The following is a 20,909-nucleotide window of genomic DNA, read 5'->3' as shown; positions in this document are numbered from 1 at the left end:
ACTTTTCCTTCTTTCTTGTTTTTAATCATATCTTTCAATTTATTTATAAGATCATTATAATCAAGTTTTCTTCCCAGCTTTTCAGGTGTGATAACAAATTGATTTCCTACCTTTCTAATGCTCGCATTTACAGGAGATTCATAATACTTCTCAAAGAGTTCATCCACAAACTCTTTAAGCTTTCCTTCATTGTATTCAAATTTAAGCCTTATCACAACAGGATGATCATAGACTCTCTTGATTTCTCTGAACCGTCTTGAGATATTCCCTTTTCTTCCTATGGAATAAGCTTGTTCAATTGCCTCACCTATGTTCATTCTAATATCAAGAGATGCATAGTCCAGTTTGTACTCATTTCCATCAACTTCAACCTCAATCTTTTTGCTTCTCAAAGGCTCAAGATAAGTACTTTCTAAAAGCTCATACGCCTCTGCCCTTGTCAAGCCTCCAACAGGTGTGTTTTCAATGTAAATACCTTTATAGATTTTATCTGTGTTCAAGACCTGCTTTACATTGCTATAAAGTGTATAACCCAAAATTCCTGCTAAAACCAAAAGCACTACTACAATCCCAATTAAAATATATCTTCTCACTTCATACTTACCCCCGTCTTGAGATACATTCAAACCCTTCTTCTAAAGCTCTACAATTTAAGTTATAAATTTGCTCAGTTTTTGAAAACTCTTTTAATACTTCTTTTGCTTCGGAGGTAGAAAACATTTCTTTCAACCTCAAGTACGCCCCAAGCATTACAATATTTGCAACCCGGACACTTCCAAGCTTTGATGCAATCTCTGTTGCAGCTATATAGTAAGTTTTTATATCCTCTCTTTTTGCTTTAATGTCAACAAGAGAGCTATTTATGAGCATAAACCCATCTTTTTTGACCGAAGGTTCAAATTTTTCCAGTGATGGTCTGTTCAAAACAAATAATGTATCAGGATTGAACACAACAGGTGAGCCTATCATCTCATTTGATATTATCACACTGCAGTTTGCAGTGCCACCTCTCATTTCAGGTCCATAAGATGGAAGCCATGAGACATTGTACCCTTTTTTCATTCCAATGTGTGCAAAGATTTGTCCTAAAAACAACACTCCTTGCCCACCAAAACCAGCAATCAAAATCTCCTCTGTCATTTTTAAATTCCCCTACCTTTGTCCTTAAAGATTCCCAAATTATAATATTTCAAAACCTCATTTTCAATCCTCTTCATACTCTCAGCAGGTGTCATACCCCAATTTGTTGGACAGTTTGATAAGACCTCTATGATTGAAAATCCTTCCTTGTTCATCTGTACCTCAAATGCCCTTTTTATTGCTTTTTTGGTAAACTCAATGTTCTTAAGATTATGAATAGATGTCCTTGCAACAAAGGCAACACCGTCTAAAGGTATGAGCATCTCACACAGCTTAATATGATAACCTTGTACTTTTGGGTCACGACCATATGGAGATGATACAGTTACCTGACCAGGAATTGTGGTTGGCGCCATCTGTCCACCTGTCATGGCATACACGCCATTGTTGACAAATATGGCTGTAAAATTTTCACCTCGAGCTGCTGCATGCACAACCTCAGATGTACCAATTGCCGCTATATCGCCATCCCCTTGATATGAAAAAACAAGCGCATCAGGAATACACCTTTTTACGCCTGTTGCAGCAGCAGTTGCTCTTCCATGAGCTGCCGCAACAAAGTCAAAGTTAAAATAGTCATAAATAAAAACAGCACACCCAACCGGTGCTACACCGACTATTTTATGGTCTTTATAATCTTCGTCAATGACCTCAGCAATGAGCCTATGAATAATCCCATGTCCACAACCAGGACAATAATGCATGCTTTCCCCTGTCAAACATTCTGGCCTTTTATATTTCATACTTCATCTTCCTCTCAATCCAATGTGTGCACTTTTTACTTTTTAAGAGAGAAGTAATAACCTACAATCTCAGCTATTGTCGGAATCATACCACCTGTTCTGCCATAAAAATGGACATCTTTTTTGCCCGCAACTGAGAGTTTTACATCCTCAAGCATTTGCCCTAAATTCATTTCCACGTCTATGAAAAATTTGATATTGTTAGAGTTTGCATACTTTTCTATACACTTTGTTGGAAAAGGATACAACGTGATTGGTCTTATAAGTCCTACTTTTTCACCAGACTGTCTTAGTTTATTTACAGCACTTTTCACTATTCTTGCACACATGCCAAACGAAACAAAGATGACCTGCGCATCGTCTGTCATGTACTCTTCTACCATAACCTCATTTTCTTCAATCTTTTTATATTTTTCTTTCAGTTTAAAATTGTGCTTTTCAAGCTCTTCTGGAACTATATAAAGAGAGTTTGTCACCCTTTTTGGTCTATTTCTTTCACCTGTCACTGCCCATGGCTTTTCTGTTCTTGGTCTTTCATAGTTTTCATCAAACTCAACAACCTCCATCATCTGCCCCAACATTCCATCGCCTAAAATCATCACAGGGTTTCTATACCTGTCTGCAAGGTCAAATGCCTTTATAGTAAGGTCAACAGCTTCTTGGACAGAAGATGGGGCAAGAACAATCACCTTGTAATCTCCATGCCCACCACCTTTTGTCGCCTGAAGATAATCCGACTGGGCAGCATTGATATTGCCAAGTCCAGGTCCACCTCTCATAATATTTACAATAACACAAGGAAGCTCAGCCCCTGCCAAATATGATATACCCTCTTGCTTAAGACTAATACCTGGACCTGAGGATGATGTCATAACCCTTTTACCACAGCTTGCTGCTCCATATGCCATGTTAATTGCTCCAACTTCGCTCTCTGCCTGAATAAAAACTCCACCGCTCTTTAGAAGTTTTTTGGCCATATACTGCAAAAGCTCTGTCTGAGGAGTGATAGGATATCCAAAAAAGCACTCACAACCAGCTCTTAGTGCCGCCTCGGCAATAGCTTCATTCCCTTTCATCAAAACCTTCAAAATCTATTCACCTACCTCAAACACTATATCTGGACAAATCTTATAACAGCTTCCACACTCAATACAGGCATTTACATCTTTTGCGTCAACAGGGTTATATCCTTTCTTGTTTATTCTGCTTCTGTCAATATATAGTATCTTCTTGGGACAGACTTCAACACAAAGTCCACAGCTTTTGCACTTATCATACTCTATCCTTAGCTTCACTGCTCAGACCTCCAAAAAGCATTCCTTATCTTATTATATACCTTTTTATGGCATATACAAGAGAATATTTTTTTATCTCCTCCAAAAGGTCTTGCTCAAATAGCTTTTCTTCTACAACAGTCAGGACATACGGGATATCTCTTGCATTTGCTACATCTTGTACAACCTCAAGGCTCTTTAAAATATCCTCAGGCTTTGTTTCAGAAAGTAGATGTGAATTATTTATAATTGCAGTAATGTTCATTCCCAAAATGTTTTCAATTTCCTTCATATTCTCCAAAATTTCTTCTTTTGTTGAGTTAAATGGTCTATAAATGTTAACAACATAAAATAGATTGTATCCCTTTTTTGAAAACAGCTCTCTAAACTGTCCTATAACAGCACTGCCTATTTCATCTCCACCAACATCCACTATATTCACTGCATTTTGCTGATTCAAAGCTTCATATACTTTACCAGACAAAATTGGTAAATCGATACTCTTCCCCTCAAAATGAGTTGAGATAAAGTTTATATTTTTTTTCTCTATAAGTTCTTTCACACTTCGCAAATTATAGTATAAATTTATGACATCAGCGTCAATTAAATTCACATTGAAAAATTCTCCAAGCTCTAAAGAAACGTTTAATGCAATCTCGCTCTTGCCACTTCCTGCTGTCCCAACAAAGATATTTGTCTTCCTGTTGACAAAGCTCAAAGGCACTGTCATACACATAATTTCCACCTTCATCTCCGTCACAGATTTTCGGTTTAAAACTTAGCAGATTCTTGGCAGCATGTCATAGTAAAGCATATCCAAAATCCTTGTCCCACCAAAACTTGTCCTCAGATACACTCTATTTTCTTCTGTATCTTCAATCCACCCAATCTCACACGCCTCTTTGTTATACTTCCTCAAAATTTCCAACGCTCTTTGTTCATTCTTCCTGTTTACAATCGCAACAAATCTTCCCTCACATGCAAGATAATACCAATCAAGCCCTAATATATCACAAAGCGCTTTTACTTCATTTGACACTGGAACCTTGTCTTCCTCAACATATATCGCTACATTCGCCTTTTGTGCTATCTCATTTAGAGCTGTTGCAAGCCCGCCGCGCGTCAGGTCCTTCATATAACAAATATCAATATTTTCCAAAAGTTCACTTATCACTCTATTTAATGGTGCACAATCTGACTCTATCTTCTCTTCAAATCCAAGCTCACTATTGTGCGAATATATGCACGCACCATGTCTTCCTATATCTCCGCTTACCAAAATCACTTGTCCACCTTTTATTTTCTCTATTGAAGGAAGCTTTTCCTCTTTTTCACATACACCAAATCCTGTTGTGTTTATAAAAATCCCATCACAAGAACCCTTTTCAACCACCTTTGTATCCCCTGCTACAATTTCAACACCAGCAATGTCAGCATATTCTTTCATTGACCTCACAATCTTTTGCAAATCCTCAATCGGAAATCCTTCTTCTATTATGAAAGATGCAGTGATGTATTTTGGAACAAGGCCTGAAACTGCCAAATCGTTCACAGTTCCGCAAACTGAGAGCTTCCCTATATCTCCACCTTTGAAAAAGTAAGGTTTTACCACAAATGAATCTGTTGTCACTCCAATCTTTTTTGAAGCTAAATCAAATATAGACGAATCATCACCTCTTTTTAAAATCTCAGAGTCAAATATTGGCTTGAAAAGTTCATTTATAAGCTCATACGTTTGTTTCCCACCATTGCCATGCTCCTTCTGGATAAACTTCATCTTCCTTTCCACTTCCCGTACCTAAAATATGCATTACACGACCCTTCCTGAGATACCATACACGCACCTTTAGGAGAAATTGGTGTACATACCTTCTCAAAAAGAGGACACTCAAATGGCTTTATTTTCCCTGTTAAGACATCTGCACACCTGCAGAGACTATCTTTTTGTTTTGTGTGGTCATATGATATATCAATTGAATATTCGCTAAACTCATCTTTTATCTTCAAACCTCCGCCAGGTATCAATCCCAAACCCCTAAAAAATGCTGACGTTCTCTCAAAATACTTTTCAATATAACCTTTTGCAATCACATTGCCTTCCTTTTTGACCACCCTTTTATATTCATTCTTTACTGTAAAATCTTCACTCAATATGTCCTGGGTAATACTTAAAAGTGAAAGAAGTATATCATAACCTTCAAACCCCGAAATTACAGAGGCAACCTTAAACCTTTCAACAAACTTAAAACCATCTACTCCAATAACTGTCGCAACATGTCCAGGTAAAATTATGCCATCAACCCGTATATGGTTTTGAAGTAAGCTTTTAAGAGGTTCATCAATTGTCTTAAGTTCGTATGCAAACTTAACATTTTTGAGTCCCTTTTCAATCACCTTTTCAAGGCTCAGGGCAAATGCAGGTGCTGTTGTCTCAAACCCGACTGCAGCAAAAATAACTTTTTCGTTATTTTCAAGATGTTCCACTGCATCCACAGGTGAGTACATAACCTTTATTTTTCCACCATTTGCCCGTGCTTGTGAAAGCGATTTTGAGCTTCCTGGCACTTTCAGCAAATCACCAAAGGTATAGATTGTCCACTCTGAGGAAAGTTCTACAAGTCTATCAATATAACCCTCATGCGTAACACAAACAGGGCAGCCCGGCCCTGAAATAAAGTCGATGTATCCTTCAAATAAGGTGTGAAATCCATTTTTGTAGATTGAAACTGTATGTGTTCCACAAACTTCAATGACTTTTAGACTCCGTCCAATTTTTTCGATATTGTTTTTTATCTCCCAAATGAGCTCAGCTGTTTGCATCTTGTACCTCACCAAAGAGTTTTTCTATTTCCTCTGCTTCTTTTTGGTCTATCTTCTCTATTGCAATCCCAGAATGTATCAAGATATAATCACCAACACTTACATTTTTCAAAAGAGCAATGTTTACCATCTTTTTAACACCTAAATACTCAAGCAAAGCTTTTTTGTCTTCAAATATCTCAATTACCTTTGCTGGATATCCTAAACACATAATTTTAAAACTCCTTTAACAGTTTTTTAACAATTGAAGAGTATAATATACTTGTCCAGCCGAAATTCCCCCGTCGTTAATCGGAAAGACAGTGTTAAAGAAAACTTTAAATCCTTCTTCCTCTAACAATGAGACTGTTTTGGAAAGTAATAACTTGTTTTGGAACACTCCTCCAGAAAGTACTACAATGTCTTTATTATAATTTTCTCTCAACACCTTTGCTACTTCAACAACTATTTTTGCAACTGTGTTGTGAAATTTAGCAGAAATTATTCTCCGGTTTATATTTCTTTTTATATCATGTATGATTTGTTGTAGTATATCCACAATATTTATCTCTATTTCATGTCTAAAATTCATAAGAAAAATATAAAACCCACTTTCATTGCTGTCAGCTATGCTTTCTAAAACCATAGGAATTTGAGCTTCAAAGCTATTTTTCTCTCCACAGCCTAAGAGTACTCCAACAATATCAAACAGCCTTCCCATGCTTGAGGTAAGAGGATAATTGAAAGTTTGTGCAGTCTTGAAAATTTGGTGCAAAAATTCGTTCTCACCGAAAAATCTTTCTGCAAACTCAGGGCTAATTATTTTGGAAAAATAGTATGCAAGACGGACCGGCTCTTTTATTGCCTTTTGGCCACCAACAAGAGGATAGTATTGTAAATGGAATACTCTTTTTGCCTCAAGTCCGTCAATCACAAACCCTTCAGAGCCCCAGATTTTGCCGTCAAGCCCTAAGCCTGTACCATCAAATGCAAATCCAATACAGCTTTGAAGATTTTTTTCAAGCATACAAGAGTAAATATGAGCCAAATGATGCTGGACGAATACAACCTCTTTGTTTTGATCTTTTGCTATTTTTTGGGCAAGAGAGGTGGTATAGTAGTCTTTATGATAATCACATGCTATATAATCAAAGTCAAAATCGTAAAGTGAAATCAAATCTATAAGACTGCCTTCGTAAAAATCAATGTACTCTTTTGTGTCAAGGTCACCAAGATACTGGCTCAAAATCACTTCATCTTCTTTTTTAAGTGCAATTGTTGTCTTCTCATGACCTCCAAGCGCAAGGATATTTTTGTCTACAGCCTTTTCTTTCAGTTTAAACGTAATGGGAGCAAAACCACGGCCTGACCTTATCAGCACAAATTTGTCTTTTAAAACAAAACCTACAGAATCATCGCAGCGTCTTACTATTTTTCTGTTGTGATACAAAACAAAGTCGGCAATGTCGCAAAGCTTTTCAAGTGCCTCATCTTCATCAATAATCATTGGAATTCCTGAAAGATTTGCTGAGGTTGCAATTAATAAATCTCTGTTTGTCTTTGTCAAAATGTAATCCAAAATAGGGGTATATGTTCTCATTATACCAAGTGTATGAAGACCAGCGTTTACATGCAGAAAATGGTCTGTCTTTCTTTCAAAAAGTATTATGGGACATCTTGGCGATTTAAAAATTTCTTCTTCAGCTTCACTAACATTACAATACTTTTTAACAGTTTCAATGCTCTTGCACACAAGCGCTAATGGCTTTCCTTCTCGCTTTTTGCTTTGAAAAAGCCTTTCTACTACTTCTTTATTATAAGGGTCAACAACTAAATGAAATCCTCCAATTCCTTTTATCGCAATAATCTTCCCCTTCTCAATCTCATAACATACTCTGTCCAAAAGCTCTAAATTGCTACCGTCTATATGCTTTTTTTCTACAAATGAGTACAGAAAAAGGCGTGGACCACATACAGGGCATGTTGTTGACTGTGCGTTAAATCTTCTGTTATCTGGCGTATAATACTCTTTTTTGCAATCACAACAAAATTCAAACTCTTTCATTGACGTCCTGTCTCTGTCATATGGCAAAGATTCTATTATGGTATATCTTGGTCCGCAATTGATACAGCTTATAAACGGGTTCATAAAATGTCTGTGGCCTTTGTCATAAAATTCTCTTTTGCACTCTTCACAAAGACCCAAATCATAAGGCACTATTGTTGAGATTTTGCCTTTGCTACTGTCTAAGATATAAAAATCACTTTCATCAAAATTTGGTTCTATTTCATACTTCTCAATTGACTCAATTTTAGCATTCCTGGGCAATTTCTTTTCAATGTACTCATCAATCGCAGCAGTACTTTTAAGCTCACCTTGAAACTCTGCCAAAACGCCCTCGCCTATGTTTTTGACAAATCCAACAAGTCCCAAATCTTTTGCCAGGTTATAAATAAAGGGTCGGAAACCGACCCCTTGTACAAGCCCTCTGAAAATGTATCTATACCTTTTCATACTCATTTATCCCCTATTTTCGATTAAAGTATGAATTGAAGAGTTCTGAAAAATAGCTCTCAAGCTCAGTCAAACCCTCTAAAGTTTTAAATGAAACACCAAATAGTTTCAAATTATCACCTTTGATAGCTTTTAATCCTTTTATATACTTTTCCATGTCAAACCCGATAATCTCTACAACATCCATCTTCGACAAGACAACAACATCGCTACTTTCGAACATAATAGGATATTTATAAGGCTTATCATCACCCTCAGCAGCAGATGATACAACAACTCTCATGTTCTCGCCCAAGTCAAATGAAGATGGGCAAATCAGGTTGCCAATGTTTTCTATAAAAACAACAGTAGATTTTTTTAGATTCAAATTTAAAAGAGCTTCATTTATACTATCTGCAACCAAGTGACAAGCTCCGCCTGTGTTTATCTGTAGCACTTCAACTCCAAGTTTTGAAATCTCCTCAGCATCGATTGTTGAAGCAACATCACCTTCAATCACAGCTATATTGAATTTATCTTTGAATGTATTTATCATAGTTTTAATAAATGAGGTTTTGCCAGCACCTGGTGAACCCATCACATTTATCAAAAACCACTTATTTTCCTTTGCAAGCTTTCTGATATTGTCAGCTGAAAACTCATTTCTTTGTAAAATGTCTTTTATAACCTTAATTTCCATCTCCATCATCTACCTCTATAGATTCGATATAAAATTCTCTGCCATGCTCAGTGAGCTTACCTAAACTCTTGCATTTTGGACACAGAAAATCCTTTGTCCTCTCAAAAAGGCTTTGGCAAGAGTTGCAAAACAGTAAAGCCTTCTTTTGAACAATCTCCAGCTTGCTTCCCTCCAAAATGGTCCCCTTTGTCAAAATATCAAAGTAAAACTTTAATGACTCATCAATAATTCCGCTAAGTTCTCCAACAACAACTGTGATAGACAAAACCTTTTTAGGCTTTACTTCTTTTAGCTCGTCCTCAGCAATCTTAATTAGCTGCTGTGTGACAAAATATTCATGCATTTTTTAAGACCCTTCCTTTATTGGTTCCCAGCACCTGCAACCTTTGCCTCTTTTTCTTGTTCAAGCTGCTGTTCCTGCTGTTTTTGAATATAAAACTCCTTATAAGTCGTAGGTAGATTGAACTGCTCTTTTGAAATTAAGCATTTTTTGGGACAAGACTCAACACATACATTGCAAAGTACACATTTGTACTGGTTTAGCTGCCACATCTTTGCGTTTCTGTCAACTGTAATGGCATTTGCAGGGCACTTTCTCTGGCAAATACCACAAAAAATGCACTTGTCTATTTCAATCTCAAGACTTCCTCTTGTTCCTTTGAAAAATGGTCTTTTTTCCTTAGGATAAAGTCGTGTTGCAGGTTTTGAAAAAAGATTGTTTAATACATTTTGAAGCATCCCAAACATCTTTCCATCCATCCCTCTTTTTAGCTTTTTACCTTTCTGTACATGAAATACACGGGTCAATTGTCAAAACAAGCATTGGAACCTCTGCAAAATCAATACCTTGTAGCATTTTAACAAGTGCTGGAATGTTAGCAAAAGTTGGTGTTCTTATTCTGAGCCTCTCTAAATTTTTTGTTCCGTTTGCTTTGATATAGTAAACATCCTCGCCTCTTGGCTGCTCAACCCTTGATATTATCTCACCGTTTGGAAAACCTTTCACAGGTGTTGATATCTCACCTTCTGGCATCTTTGAGATTGCCTGCCTTATAAGGTCTATTGACTGATAACACTCTCTGAGCCTTACTTTTAGTCTTGCGTAGCAATCTCCATCATACTCAACAACAGGTTCAAAATCAAGCGCGCCATATGCAGCATATCCTGTTGTTCTCAGATCCATATTGATTCCGCTTGCCCTTGCCATTGGTCCAACACAGCCAAGTTCATACGCTTCTTCTTTTGAAAGCACACCCACTCCCACAAGTCTTTTCTTGACCGTGTAATCATTCAAAAACGCACCTTCAATTCTCTTGAGCTCTTCTTCTAATTTTGCAAGGTTGTCTAAGATGAATTTTTGCTTTTCTTCGTCTATATCACGCCTTACACCGCCAATGATGTTTGTTGAGATTATAACCCTTGACCCTGCAGTTGCCTCCATCAGGTCCATTACAAGCTCTCTATTTCGCCAGCACTGCATAAACAGGCTTTCAAATCCGAACGCATCTGCCAAAAGTCCAAGCCACAAATGATGGCTGTGAAGCCTATGAAGCTCCGCCCAAATTACACGTAAATATTTAGCTCTTTCTGGAACTTCAACCCCCATCAACTCTTCAATCCCTTGGCAGTACGCAAGTGCCTGCTGGAAAGAACAAATTCCACAAACCCTTTCAACCACGTATATGTTCTGATTAATATCCTTTTCTTCAGCAAGCTTTTCAAGTCCTCTATGAACATACCCAATTGCAGGGATTGCCTCTACAACCTTTTCATCTTCTAACACAAGCCTCAGCTGAAGCGGTTCTGGCAATACAGGATGCTGTGGTCCAAACGGCACTATTGTCCTTTTACCCAAAGCTTTCTTACTCCCCTTTCTTGACCTTCACAACTGGCTTTTTACGCATAGGACTGTCAAGCTCATCTGTTATCATGAACTTTCCTTCATAGTCAATGAGAAGATTTTCAAAGTCTATGCCAAACAAATCCTTGATTTCATTTTCAACAAATACTGCAGCAAAATAGATATCTGAAATAGACGGCATCTTCTCGTCATTTTCTATTGTGACTCTCAAGTTTTTAAGTTCATAGTCCTTGTCAAAGTGATATATTATATCAAACCTGCCATCTCCCAAATCAACACAAGTTGCTGTGACAAACCTGTGCCCGCTTGATTTTAGTTCAAATACCTCTTTTCTCAAATCCTCTTTTTGTATCTCTTTAAGATTTTGCAGCATTCAAAATCTCACCCTTTTTCATATTCTTTTTCTTTTCCTCTAATATCTCAGCAGCTTTTAAAATCCCTTCCATAATAGCTTCAGGCCGGGGTGCACAACCTGGAACATACACATCAACTGGAATGACTGTGTCCGCTCCGCCCAAAGTGTTGTAGCATTCCTTGAAAATTCCACCTGAACACGCACAAGCTCCAATTGCCACAACTGCTTTCGGGTGTGGCATCTGATCGTATATATTTTTTAAAACCCTTGCATTTCTGTGGTTCACAGAACCAGACACAACAAGTATATCTGCATGTTTTGGATTTCCTACATTTATAATTCCAAACCTCTCAACATCGTATACTGGAGTAAGTGTTGATAAAATCTCTATATCACAGCCGTTACAGCTGTTACAATCATAGTGAATAATCCATGGCGATTTTTTCAACGCTTTCCTGAAAATCACTCTTTACCCCACCTTTATTTTTTTATAATACCCTGTATTTTATGTATACCCAAATTAGATTGACCAAAGCAAGCCCCAAAGCCATCGACCATGTAAGTCTTAGCATTATCTTCCATGTAAGTCTTGCTGAGATATTGTCAATCAAAATCTCTAAAAAGTAGCCCAAAAGCATTGCAATGATTGCAACTACTATGTTTTTTGCAAAGAACAAGCCTATGAAAAGAAGCAAAAGTACAAGTTCATACCAGTGGCCAAGTTCAATCAGGCCCAAAATAGGTCCTGCAAACTCTGTTGTGATACCTTTTACAATCTCCTGATGCGCATGGTGCGATGTTGACAAATCAAATGGAGATTTTCTAAGCTTTATTGTCAGTACATAGGTAAATGCAATGAATATAAATGGAAGCTCAAATATCAAAAAGTTGTTATGCTTTATCACATCATCTATTTTAAAGCTGCCTGTAACAAAATAAATTCCAATTATCATAGCAATTAAAACTGGCTCATATGCAAGCACAGAAATTAACTCTCTGTGAGCACCAATTCGTGAATAAGGAGAGTTTGTTGACATTGCTCCCAAAATTAGTGCTGTGACAGCAAACGCAAGTACAAATAAAATCAAAAGCAAATCCATCTTTAAAACAAACATAACAAGCGCAACCATGTTAAAGACTAAGAACAAAAATGCATAGAGAATCTGTGTACTTGAAACAACTATAGTCTCTTTTGAAAACAGCTTGAACAAATCATAAAATGGCTGCAAAATTGGTGGTCCAAACCTGTTTTGCATACGCGCAGTAATTTTTCTATCAATACCTGTCAAAATTCCACCAATGATTGGTGCTATTATTATTGTGAGTAAAACCAGAGCAATTTCCTTCACTTTAATATCACCCCAAACATTATAGCAATTAATGCGACTGAGATAATATTTGAAATTAATGTGATGTTGCTTTCTTTTATTAATGTCTCAAAGTAATAGTTTTTAAATTCAAGCTCTACAGACTCATCTTTTTCTGCTCTAAAGCTAAAGTTGTCATCATTCTCACACGACATATAAACATTGACATATCTTTTTGGCCTTAAAAGTGTGTAGAGTATTACTCCAACTACAACTGCCAAAGCAAGTATCCCAAAGAAAACAAAGGGGTTGAATCCAAAGAAATCTTTTATATACAAATCTTTAAGAGCTCTGCTACTAACTCCCGAATACCTCGCAAAAGACGACTTGAAAAATGGCACAACAAACGCGTTTGTAAACTGTGTCATAAACACACTCACAAGTATTACAAGTATTGATATAGTAATCAATGGAAGGTGTCTCAAACCTTCAAAAATTTCAATCCTTTTTGTATCTTTCCCATCTGAGAGAATCTTTCCAATAAACTTTGTCCAGAACACAACTGTAAATGCACTTCCAAGTATTATCTCAAGCATGGCAACAATGTTCTGGGTTGAAACTTCTATTGCAATCCACTTTGTAATCAAAACACCAAAGGGCGGAAGTAGCATAGACACACTTCCCAAAAGGGTAAGAAAAGCTACTATCGGCATTTTATATTTAATACCATCCATATCTTCTACATTACGTGAGCCAATGCCCTGTTCAATTGAACCAACACATAAGAACAAGAGCGCCTTTGACACACCATGTAGTACAATTAAAAGTGCTGCTGCATAGATTGAATATACATTTGCAACAGATGACAGTGCAATTATAAGCCCTAAATTTGAAATTGTTGAGTATGCCAAAATCCTCTTTGCATTTGTCTGAAATATTGCCAAAAGTGCTGCCGCGACAAATGTAAACGCACCTAAAATGGCAACTATATTTGACAGCCACGAATCAATGTAAACAGGCGATAATCTCAAAATCAGATAAACTCCTGCTTTTACCATTGTGCTTGAATGCAAAAGCGCAGACACTGGTGTTGGTGCTACCATCGCGCCCAAAAGCCAGCTTTGGAACGGAAACTGTGCTGACTTTGTAAAACCTGCCAATGCTAAAAACGCAATTGGTATCATCAATATACTGCTATCTTGAGACCTTATAATTTCACTCAAAGCAATAGCCTCAGATTTATAGTACATAAATATTATACCTACTACAAAAGAAAGCCCGCCAAGGGAGTTTAACAAAAGCGCCCTTGTTGCATTCTTGATACTTTGTTCATTCCCATCATGTGAGATTAGCAAGAAAGAGCAAAGTGTTGTAATCTCCCAGAAAAAGTACACCCACAAGATGTTGTTTGACAAAACAAGCCCGTTCATAGCACCTAAAAAGAGCATTATTACTGCAAAAAATATGTTTTGCTTACTTTTCTCAAGGTGCAGATGTTTTTCATGCTCCTCCATATATGAAAGGGCAAATATACTAATCAATGGGCCTATTACATTTATCAGCATAAGCATTATAAATGTCAGGTGGTCAACATAAAAGACATTTTCAACCTCTAATTTTCCTGCCCTAAATTCAAATACAAACATCAGAACAAATTGCAGAGCTGCAAGAAGGCTTATGAGGTTATTTTTTAGCTTTAGACCTATCAAGAATATTACAGCAAGTAAGAAATAATCAGCAAATGTTATTAAATACTCCAAAGCAAAATTTAATGCATGAGAAAGTTTTACTTCTTTGTCACCCTGTAAAATGGCAAATACCATCAGCACAACCAGTACAGCAGACATTAAAAAAACAATAGCCTTTCTAAACGTGCTATTGTTAAATAGGTAAATCAAACCTGCAACTATGATTGGTATAAATATTAGCGATAAATAGATGTACTCCATATGTCCAATATTGCCCCTTTCTCTTTGTGATGATAAACTATTGCTATTAAGATTATAACACATTCTCGTGGTCTTGTATACAGTATGCAAAAGTTAATTTGTTAACAAAGTTCAGAATAGAAGAAAGCTTCTATCTCTTTTTTGTTCAACATTTCTGGTAAGAAGGTGATAAGGTTGATAAAATTGGCTGCAATCGACATAGACGGAACTCTTTTAGACGATAGTGGCAATATCCCTGAAAATAATATTAAAGCCTTGAAAAAAGCCTCAATGGAATACAGCGTTGAGATAGTTTTATGTACAGGAAGAGGGGCTTCTGCATTTGATATTGCTAAAAAGCTTGAAATTCCTTGCCATTTAATATCAGCAAATGGAGTCTATGTCTTTGATGATATGTTTTCTGAGCCCATTATAAAAAACTATCTAAAAGAGAATGCAAAGATAGAAATTTTGAGCTTTTTAGAGCAAAATCACCTTGATGTCGATTACTATATAGTTTTAGGATTTGAAGAGGATTTTCATATGATATACAAACTGAGAGAGTCTTATGATACATATTTTTTAAACTTTGTAAAAGGAAGAGAGCTTTTCAAACCAACATATCCCAAAAAGAATCTTCTTGATTTTGTAAAATTTCCAATTAGTCACATTGGGATTGTTGGAAGGTATGAAAAGTTGAAACACTTAGCAAATATTTTGAAAAATCTCAGTAGCAGCATAAATATTATTTTGTATTATGCCTCTGACAACAAGAACTATGGGTTTTTAGAAATCCTTGATATTAACTCCTCTAAAGAAAAAGCACTTTCAAAATTTTTAGAAACAAAAATGATAACTCCATCAAACATTCTAGCAATTGGCGACAATTTTAATGACATTGGAATGTTTCAGCTCGCACAAATAAGCGTTGCAGTTGCAAACGCTCCTGATGAGGTAAAAAGATTTGCAAAATTTGTAACATATGCTACAAACAATCAGGGTGCAGTTGCAGAAGCTTTTGAAAGATTTATATTTGGCCAAAAGTAGCCTTAAAACAAAAAGGCTGGCATTTTGCGTACCAGTCTTTTACGGACCAGCCTTTTTGCTTTTATTTTCTATAGTTTGTATTTATAAACTCCACAGCACCAGCTATAGCCTTTGCAACTGCATCTTTGAAAGAATCACTCAAAAGAAGATTTAAATCATCTTGATTTGTACCAAATGCAACCTCAACTAAAACTGCTGGCATATTTGATGTCTTTAAAACAACCAGATTTGGCCTTTCTACAATTCCTTTGTTTTGCGTTCCCACTTCTTTAATTATATAATCCAACACAATCTGTGCAAATTGCTTGTCTGAGATAAAACTATTTAAATTCTTTTCCTTGTACAAGACCATTGTGCCACGGGTTTGAGGATTGTCTACTGCATTGTTGTGAATGGATATAAATAGGTCAACATTTAAGCTATTTGCCACCTTTGTTCTGTCATAAAGGTCAACAAATTTGTCTGTCTCTCGCGACATGTAAACCTCATACCCAAGGCTCTTGAGCTTCTCTTTAAGCTTTAATGCTATATCCAAGTTAAAATCCTTTTCGTGGTATGTTACCTTCTTGCCATTTACAATTTTTGTATAAATGGCTCCTGGGTCAGACCCGCCATGCCCGGGGTCGATAAAGATTTTAAGTTTATTTTTAGGCTTTGGTTTTTGTGAAAAACCAATTATGATATTTTTATCACCTTTAGTAACTGAAGCTATGTAGTCAGGATTGACTACAATAGTTATTATACACCCATCATCTTGATAAACTGAATATACACTTGTTACAATTGTACCTTTTAGGCTATAGACATCATCTGAGATTGTAATTGGACTTCTGCTTCCTATCTTTATTACATTGGTGGTACTGTCATATGTATAGCTTATATCAGATACAAAAGGAGAGCTTATAACAAGTCCATTTCTCTGATAAAGTTTCATATTACCATATTGATTTGCAAAGACAACTTCCAACTTGTTACCAAGTTTATTTAGGATAAATATCTTTGCTTTTGTAGAAAATATAACCTGTGCACTGTTCTGGTCAACATTTGTCAGAACATAGTAATCTAATATTCCATCATTTACCTGGAAAAGGCTTCCATTGTCAAGATTAAACTGAGCACCTTTTAGGCTAAGGACTACAAAAGACTCATCTGCCCTGTAAATTTCACTTACAACTGTTGGGAGGATATCCATCTCTGCCACAGTAAATTCATCAGAGCTTGTAATATTAACCTTCTGAATCCTATATGGATTGTAAGACTCTTGAGCTGGAGCTGTGCCAATTTCTTGGCTATTGTTACCTGGACTATTTATACTACTGCTACTGTCTATATTCGTCTTATTTTCGACAGTTTTTGGCAAATCAATCTCGAGTTTTATTTGACTATCAACTTTACTAACCTTATAGCTTTTGATCAGACCTGCGTCATAGTCAATAACAACCCTTGAAAATGGCTCCCCGGTTGAGGTTTTATTAAGAGCATGTCTTATTCTTAAAATTCCACCTTTGCCAACCTGAATTACATTGTTCTCTAAATTATCAACTGTATTTAAAATATCAATTACTATTCTGTCTGGATTTGATAACTTGTAATCTTTGTAGATAGCAGGTTTTGAAGTACTTATTAGCAAAGTAAATTTACTGCTTTCAATTGAATACTTCAAATCAGAAAGATAAATAGTTTCTGCTCCAGTTTTTCGAACATCCCCACGCGATGCCAAAGTTTTTGACGAAGAAGCGTTTTTCTGGGTATTACTGGTTAAAGTTCTTTTTGACGTTAATTTAATGACCTTTTTTGTCTTATCTTCCTGATAGGAATACTTGAAAATTGAAGCTATGTCTTTTCCTAATATGTATGACTTCCCACTTTTAATAAAAGTCTTTCCTAAAAGAGTTTTCTTTGTTTTATTGTAATAGTAGTAGGTTTTGTCAATGTAAAACTCGTATGTATCCTTAGATTTTTTAGCGGTAACCTTTTTGGCTTTCGAGTCATAGGAGACAGCAAACCCTTTATACCTGAAAAAGTCTGCCAAAGCAAGGTAGACAGTTTTGTTATACTCCAAAATCTTGACAGAACCTACCTGCTTGCCATCTACAAAGAGCTTATAAGATGTGGCTGCAAAAACTGAGATAAGAAGTAATGAGAAAACTACAACGGTTGCTACTATTCTCTTTATTTTTTTCACTACAACCTACCCCGCAAAAAATGTCATTTATAGTTATATAATATCCTACCTTGTCGAATAAATCAATTTAAATATTTGGTAGAATACTATTGTATTTTTATACACACTGATGTATAATTATTTGTATAGCTAAAGTCACATTTTGAGGAGATGAACAAAGTTGATAAAGGCATCAATCATTGGAGCATCAGGGTATGTTGGAATCGAGCTAATAAGGCTTTTACTAAAACATCCAGAGGTAGAAATCTCATCGATTATTTCGTCAAGTAATAAAGATATTTCCATTGAAAATACAAATCCACAGTTCAAAAAGATTTTGAATCTGACATTTAAAGAGTTTGATATTGATTTGGTCAAAGAAGCAGATGTAGTTTTCTGCGCTTTGCCACATGGTGTGTCACAAGAATACGTAAAAGTGGCATATGACCTTGGAAAGGTTGTAATTGACCTGAGTAGCGATTTTAGATACAAGGACCTTACTCGATACTCAAAAGACTATGGCAATCATAAATACCCAGAACTTTTAAATGAAAGTAGCTATGGGCTTTGTGAGATATTCAGGGAAGAGATTAAATCTTCAAAGATAGTTGGAAACCCGGGTTGCTATCCTACCAGCGCTATTTTAGGCTTGGCTCCACTTTTGAAAAATAAGCTTATCCAAAAAGACAGTATCATAATTGACTCAAAATCAGGTGTTTCTGGTGCTGGGAAAAAGGCAGACTTTGCTTATAGCTTTTGTGAAGTTGATGAGAATTTTAAAGCATATGGGGTTGCCAAACACAGACATACAAGTGAGATAGAAGAAAAATGCAGTTTTCTTTTTGGTGAAGATCTGAATCTCTCATTTACGCCTCATCTTTTGCCTGTAAAAAGAGGAATTTTGTCAACCATATATGCAACCTTCACAAAGAGTTTGAATAAAAATGAACTGATTGAGATTTACAAGGAGTTTTACAGGGATGAATTTTTCATAAGGATATATGAAGATAGCCTGCCAGAGTTAAAGTATGTCACAGGGACAAACTTTGTTGACATTGGTCTTGAGGTTGATAAAAAAACAAATAGAGTAATTGTAATCTCCTGTATTGACAATTTAATTAAAGGTGCCGCTGGCCAGGCAATACAGAACATGAATATTAAATTTTCCTTAAATGAAAAAACAGGACTTGTGATAGTTGGAGAGTATTTTTAAAAAAACTTTGTTAGTGGAGGATTGCTAAGTATGTATGAAGAGATGGACAAATTAATTGAAAAAGCAAGTATTTTGATAGAGGCTCTTCCATATATTCAAAAGCTCTATGGCAAGACAGTTGTAATAAAGTATGGCGGAAATGCAATGATAAATGATAAGCTCAAAAACTGGGTTATGGAAGATATCACACTTTTAAAATACATCGGTGTTAACCCAATTGTTGTCCACGGTGGCGGACCTGAGATAAATTCTGTGTTAAAAAAGCTAAATGTTGAAAGCCAATTTGTAAATGGTCTTAGAGTTACAGATATGCAGACAATGGAAGTTGCTCAGATGGTTTTGGTTGGAAAGACAAACAAAGAACTTGTCTCAATGCTTAATCAAAAAGGCGGAAAAGCAATAGGTATCTGTGGTATTGATGGAAATCTGATTCAGGCAAGAAAGCACTATGAGATTGTAAATGGAGAAAAAGTAGATTTAGGGTATGTTGGTGAGGTTGTGTCAATCAATGCAAAGGTTTTGGAAATGCTTGCAAAAGATGAGTACATACCAGTTGTTGCACCAATTGGCGTTGGTGAGGATGGCACAAGTTATAATATAAATGCGGATACTGTTGCTGCTGAGATTGCAAAGGCAATAAAAGCCGAAAAGCTCATGTTCATGACAGATGTTGAAGGGCTAAAATATGACAAAAACAGTTCAGAGATAATCTCAGCAATTAGTGCTGATGAGGTTTTAAAAATGATTGATGAAGGAAAGATTGACGGCGGAATGATTCCAAAGGTTTTGGGCTGTATTGACGCTCTAAAGCATGGGGTCAATCGTACTCATATTCTTGATGGAAGAATTCCACATTGCATCTTGCTTGAGATATTTACCGACAAGGGAATTGGGACAATGATACATTTGTAATAAATTATTTTAACTTGCTGACAAAATAGTTTAGGCTGCTTTAAAATGAGCAGCCTACTTTACTTATGGTATTTTATTCCTTTAATAATTGTAAATCCTCTATATATCTGTTCATACACAAGAATCCTAAAAAGCTGATGAGGGAAAGTAAGCTTGGAAAATGAAATTAGTAAATTTGCCCTCTTTTTTATAGCATCTGCAAGGCCATTTGAGCCTCCTATTACAAATACTATTTCCTCTCCTTTTGAGACTTTTTTATCTAACAATTCTGCAAATTCTTCAGAGCTTAGCTGAGTCCCATTTATATCAAACACTACTACATACTGGCCTTCTTTTATGTGTTTTAGTATCTTTTCAGCCTCTTTTTTAAAAAGCATCTCAACGTTTCGGTATTTGTTCTCATCTTCTTCTTTTATTTCAATTTCCTCAATTTTTGTCCATCTTGAAAGTCGTTTTTTATACTCCTCTGCGGCCTCTTTAAAATACCTTTCTTTTATTGTCCCAACGCAGATTACCTTTATCATATGTCATCCACTTTCGACAAGAGTTTGTCAATCAGGTCATTTAGTTCATCTCTGCACTTTCTGTACTTGTCATCGTCTCCACCGTAAGGGTCAACTACATCAAGATTTTCTTTGCTATCTAATACATACTCTTTTAGAGTAAAGACTTTGTCCATTACACCAGGATACATATTGATTATTGCTTCTTTATGATATTTTTCCATTGTCAAAATTAAATTGCTTTCCTTTATCATATCTTCATTAATCAGCCTTGATACATGAGAAGAAATGTCAATCCCAAGCTCGTTCATAACCAATACAGCGTTCTTTGATGCTTTTTGTGGAAAAAAAGCAGACAAGCCCGCCGATTCAACCTCAATATCATCTATGTTCATTTTTTTCAGTTTATCTTTCAAAAGATATTCAGCCATGGGACTCCTACACGTATTGCCTGTGCACACAAAAAGTA

24 protein-coding genes are annotated in these 20,909 nt (G+C 36.1%); 3 read left to right on the top strand and 21 right to left on the bottom strand.

Going from position 1 to position 20,909, the window contains the following annotated elements:
• The 18 genes from PGC14_RS03355 to PGC14_RS03270 all read right to left on the bottom strand — a co-directional run.
• The coding region (locus PGC14_RS03355) for a peptidoglycan binding domain-containing protein (protein WP_271629507.1) at nucleotides 1-593 on the bottom strand (593 nt) is incomplete at its 3' end.
• Nucleotides 594-600: 7 nt separating this feature from the next.
• Nucleotides 601-1,140, bottom strand: a complete 540-nt coding sequence (locus tag PGC14_RS03350) for a 2-oxoacid:acceptor oxidoreductase family protein (RefSeq protein ID WP_039765462.1) — start codon at nucleotides 1,138-1,140, stop codon at nucleotides 601-603.
• Nucleotides 1,141-1,142: 2 nt separating this feature from the next.
• On the bottom strand, nucleotides 1,143-1,883 hold the full coding sequence (locus PGC14_RS03345; protein ID WP_039765463.1) for a thiamine pyrophosphate-dependent enzyme: 741 nt from the start codon (nucleotides 1,881-1,883) through the stop codon (nucleotides 1,143-1,145).
• A 35-nt stretch (nucleotides 1,884-1,918) separates the two neighbouring features.
• On the bottom strand, nucleotides 1,919-2,971 hold the full coding sequence (locus tag PGC14_RS03340; protein WP_187147294.1) for a 3-methyl-2-oxobutanoate dehydrogenase subunit VorB: 1,053 nt from the start codon (nucleotides 2,969-2,971) through the stop codon (nucleotides 1,919-1,921).
• A 3-nt stretch (nucleotides 2,972-2,974) separates the two neighbouring features.
• Nucleotides 2,975-3,178 (bottom strand): 4Fe-4S dicluster domain-containing protein, encoded by a 204-nt coding sequence (locus PGC14_RS03335; protein WP_011917076.1) that lies wholly within the window; start codon nucleotides 3,176-3,178, stop codon nucleotides 2,975-2,977.
• Nucleotides 3,179-3,203: 25 nt separating this feature from the next.
• Entirely contained in the window at nucleotides 3,204-3,887 is a 684-nt protein-coding gene (locus tag PGC14_RS03330; RefSeq protein ID WP_237738210.1) for a hypothetical protein, read from the bottom strand.
• Between the two features lie 48 nt (nucleotides 3,888-3,935).
• A complete protein-coding gene (hypE, locus tag PGC14_RS03325) occupies nucleotides 3,936-4,934 on the bottom strand; it encodes a hydrogenase expression/formation protein HypE (RefSeq protein ID WP_039765466.1) in 999 nt (332 codons plus the stop codon).
• On the bottom strand, nucleotides 4,931-5,977 hold the full coding sequence (gene hypD, locus PGC14_RS03320) for a hydrogenase formation protein HypD (protein WP_039765468.1): 1,047 nt from the start codon (nucleotides 5,975-5,977) through the stop codon (nucleotides 4,931-4,933). Before hypD ends, hypE begins: the two co-directional genes overlap by 4 nt.
• The gene (locus PGC14_RS03315) at nucleotides 5,964-6,188 is read right to left on the bottom strand and encodes a HypC/HybG/HupF family hydrogenase formation chaperone (RefSeq protein ID WP_271629506.1); all 225 of its coding nucleotides are present in this window, start codon (nucleotides 6,186-6,188) and stop codon (nucleotides 5,964-5,966) included. Before PGC14_RS03315 ends, hypD begins: the two co-directional genes overlap by 14 nt.
• A 15-nt stretch (nucleotides 6,189-6,203) precedes the next feature.
• Nucleotides 6,204-8,471 (bottom strand): carbamoyltransferase HypF, encoded by a 2,268-nt coding sequence (hypF, locus tag PGC14_RS03310; RefSeq protein ID WP_271629505.1) that lies wholly within the window; start codon nucleotides 8,469-8,471, stop codon nucleotides 6,204-6,206.
• Nucleotides 8,472-8,484: 13 nt separating this feature from the next.
• Nucleotides 8,485-9,150: a hydrogenase nickel incorporation protein HypB gene (gene hypB / locus PGC14_RS03305; protein ID WP_039765474.1), complete on the bottom strand. Its 666-nt coding sequence runs from the start codon at nucleotides 9,148-9,150 to the stop codon at nucleotides 8,485-8,487.
• Complete coding sequence (gene hypA, locus PGC14_RS03300; RefSeq protein WP_039765476.1) at nucleotides 9,140-9,493, bottom strand: hydrogenase maturation nickel metallochaperone HypA; 354 nt, start codon at nucleotides 9,491-9,493, stop codon at nucleotides 9,140-9,142. Before hypA ends, hypB begins: the two co-directional genes overlap by 11 nt.
• A 17-nt stretch (nucleotides 9,494-9,510) precedes the next feature.
• Entirely contained in the window at nucleotides 9,511-9,897 is a 387-nt protein-coding gene (locus PGC14_RS03295) for a 4Fe-4S binding protein (protein ID WP_039765502.1), read from the bottom strand.
• A gap of 28 nt (nucleotides 9,898-9,925) precedes the next feature.
• Complete coding sequence (locus PGC14_RS03290; RefSeq protein WP_039765479.1) at nucleotides 9,926-11,005, bottom strand: nickel-dependent hydrogenase large subunit; 1,080 nt, start codon at nucleotides 11,003-11,005, stop codon at nucleotides 9,926-9,928.
• A 7-nt stretch (nucleotides 11,006-11,012) separates the two neighbouring features.
• Nucleotides 11,013-11,384: an NADH-quinone oxidoreductase subunit C gene (locus PGC14_RS03285; RefSeq protein ID WP_011917065.1), complete on the bottom strand. Its 372-nt coding sequence runs from the start codon at nucleotides 11,382-11,384 to the stop codon at nucleotides 11,013-11,015.
• Nucleotides 11,368-11,832 (bottom strand): NADH-quinone oxidoreductase subunit B family protein, encoded by a 465-nt coding sequence (locus PGC14_RS03280; RefSeq protein WP_011917064.1) that lies wholly within the window; start codon nucleotides 11,830-11,832, stop codon nucleotides 11,368-11,370. The genes PGC14_RS03285 and PGC14_RS03280 overlap by 17 nt, the downstream gene beginning before the upstream one ends.
• 22 nt (nucleotides 11,833-11,854) lie before the next feature.
• Nucleotides 11,855-12,715 carry a respiratory chain complex I subunit 1 family protein gene (locus PGC14_RS03275; protein WP_039765481.1) on the bottom strand — a complete coding sequence of 287 codons (861 nt, stop codon included), beginning with the start codon at nucleotides 12,713-12,715 and terminating at the stop codon, nucleotides 11,855-11,857.
• On the bottom strand, nucleotides 12,712-14,622 hold the full coding sequence (locus PGC14_RS03270) for an NADH-quinone oxidoreductase subunit L (protein WP_039765483.1): 1,911 nt from the start codon (nucleotides 14,620-14,622) through the stop codon (nucleotides 12,712-12,714). Before PGC14_RS03270 ends, PGC14_RS03275 begins: the two co-directional genes overlap by 4 nt.
• 174 nt (nucleotides 14,623-14,796) lie before the next feature.
• On the opposite strand from PGC14_RS03270, the gene PGC14_RS03265 reads away from it, so the two are divergent.
• Entirely contained in the window at nucleotides 14,797-15,648 is an 852-nt protein-coding gene (locus PGC14_RS03265; protein WP_271629504.1) for a Cof-type HAD-IIB family hydrolase, read from the top strand.
• A gap of 61 nt (nucleotides 15,649-15,709) precedes the next feature.
• On the opposite strand, the gene PGC14_RS03260 is transcribed toward PGC14_RS03265, so the two are convergent.
• The gene (locus PGC14_RS03260; RefSeq protein ID WP_039765487.1) at nucleotides 15,710-17,833 is read right to left on the bottom strand and encodes an N-acetylmuramoyl-L-alanine amidase; all 2,124 of its coding nucleotides are present in this window, start codon (nucleotides 17,831-17,833) and stop codon (nucleotides 15,710-15,712) included.
• Nucleotides 17,834-17,993: 160 nt separating this feature from the next.
• On the opposite strand from PGC14_RS03260, the gene argC reads away from it, so the two are divergent.
• Complete coding sequence (argC, locus tag PGC14_RS03255) at nucleotides 17,994-19,025, top strand: N-acetyl-gamma-glutamyl-phosphate reductase (protein ID WP_011917059.1); 1,032 nt, start codon at nucleotides 17,994-17,996, stop codon at nucleotides 19,023-19,025.
• A 30-nt stretch (nucleotides 19,026-19,055) separates the two neighbouring features.
• The gene (gene argB / locus PGC14_RS03250; RefSeq protein WP_011917058.1) at nucleotides 19,056-19,937 is read left to right on the top strand and encodes an acetylglutamate kinase; all 882 of its coding nucleotides are present in this window, start codon (nucleotides 19,056-19,058) and stop codon (nucleotides 19,935-19,937) included.
• A 59-nt stretch (nucleotides 19,938-19,996) separates the two neighbouring features.
• Here argB and rlmH read toward each other — a convergent pair whose 3' ends face one another.
• Together rlmH and PGC14_RS03240 are read right to left on the bottom strand one after the other, a co-directional pair.
• Complete coding sequence (rlmH, locus tag PGC14_RS03245; protein ID WP_271629502.1) at nucleotides 19,997-20,461, bottom strand: 23S rRNA (pseudouridine(1915)-N(3))-methyltransferase RlmH; 465 nt, start codon at nucleotides 20,459-20,461, stop codon at nucleotides 19,997-19,999.
• Nucleotides 20,458-20,909 (bottom strand): low molecular weight protein arginine phosphatase (locus PGC14_RS03240; RefSeq protein ID WP_271629503.1); only part of this gene is annotated, 452 nt, incomplete at its 5' end. The genes PGC14_RS03240 and rlmH, both read right to left, overlap by 4 nt.

The sequence above is a fragment of the Caldicellulosiruptor sp. DIB 104C genome (genome assembly GCF_028198085.1).
In the GTDB taxonomy this organism is placed as follows: Bacteria; Bacillota; Thermoanaerobacteria; order Caldicellulosiruptorales; family Caldicellulosiruptoraceae; genus Caldicellulosiruptor; species Caldicellulosiruptor saccharolyticus.
Note: the sequence above shows the minus strand (reverse complement) of the source record. Positions and strands in the feature narration are given on the sequence as shown.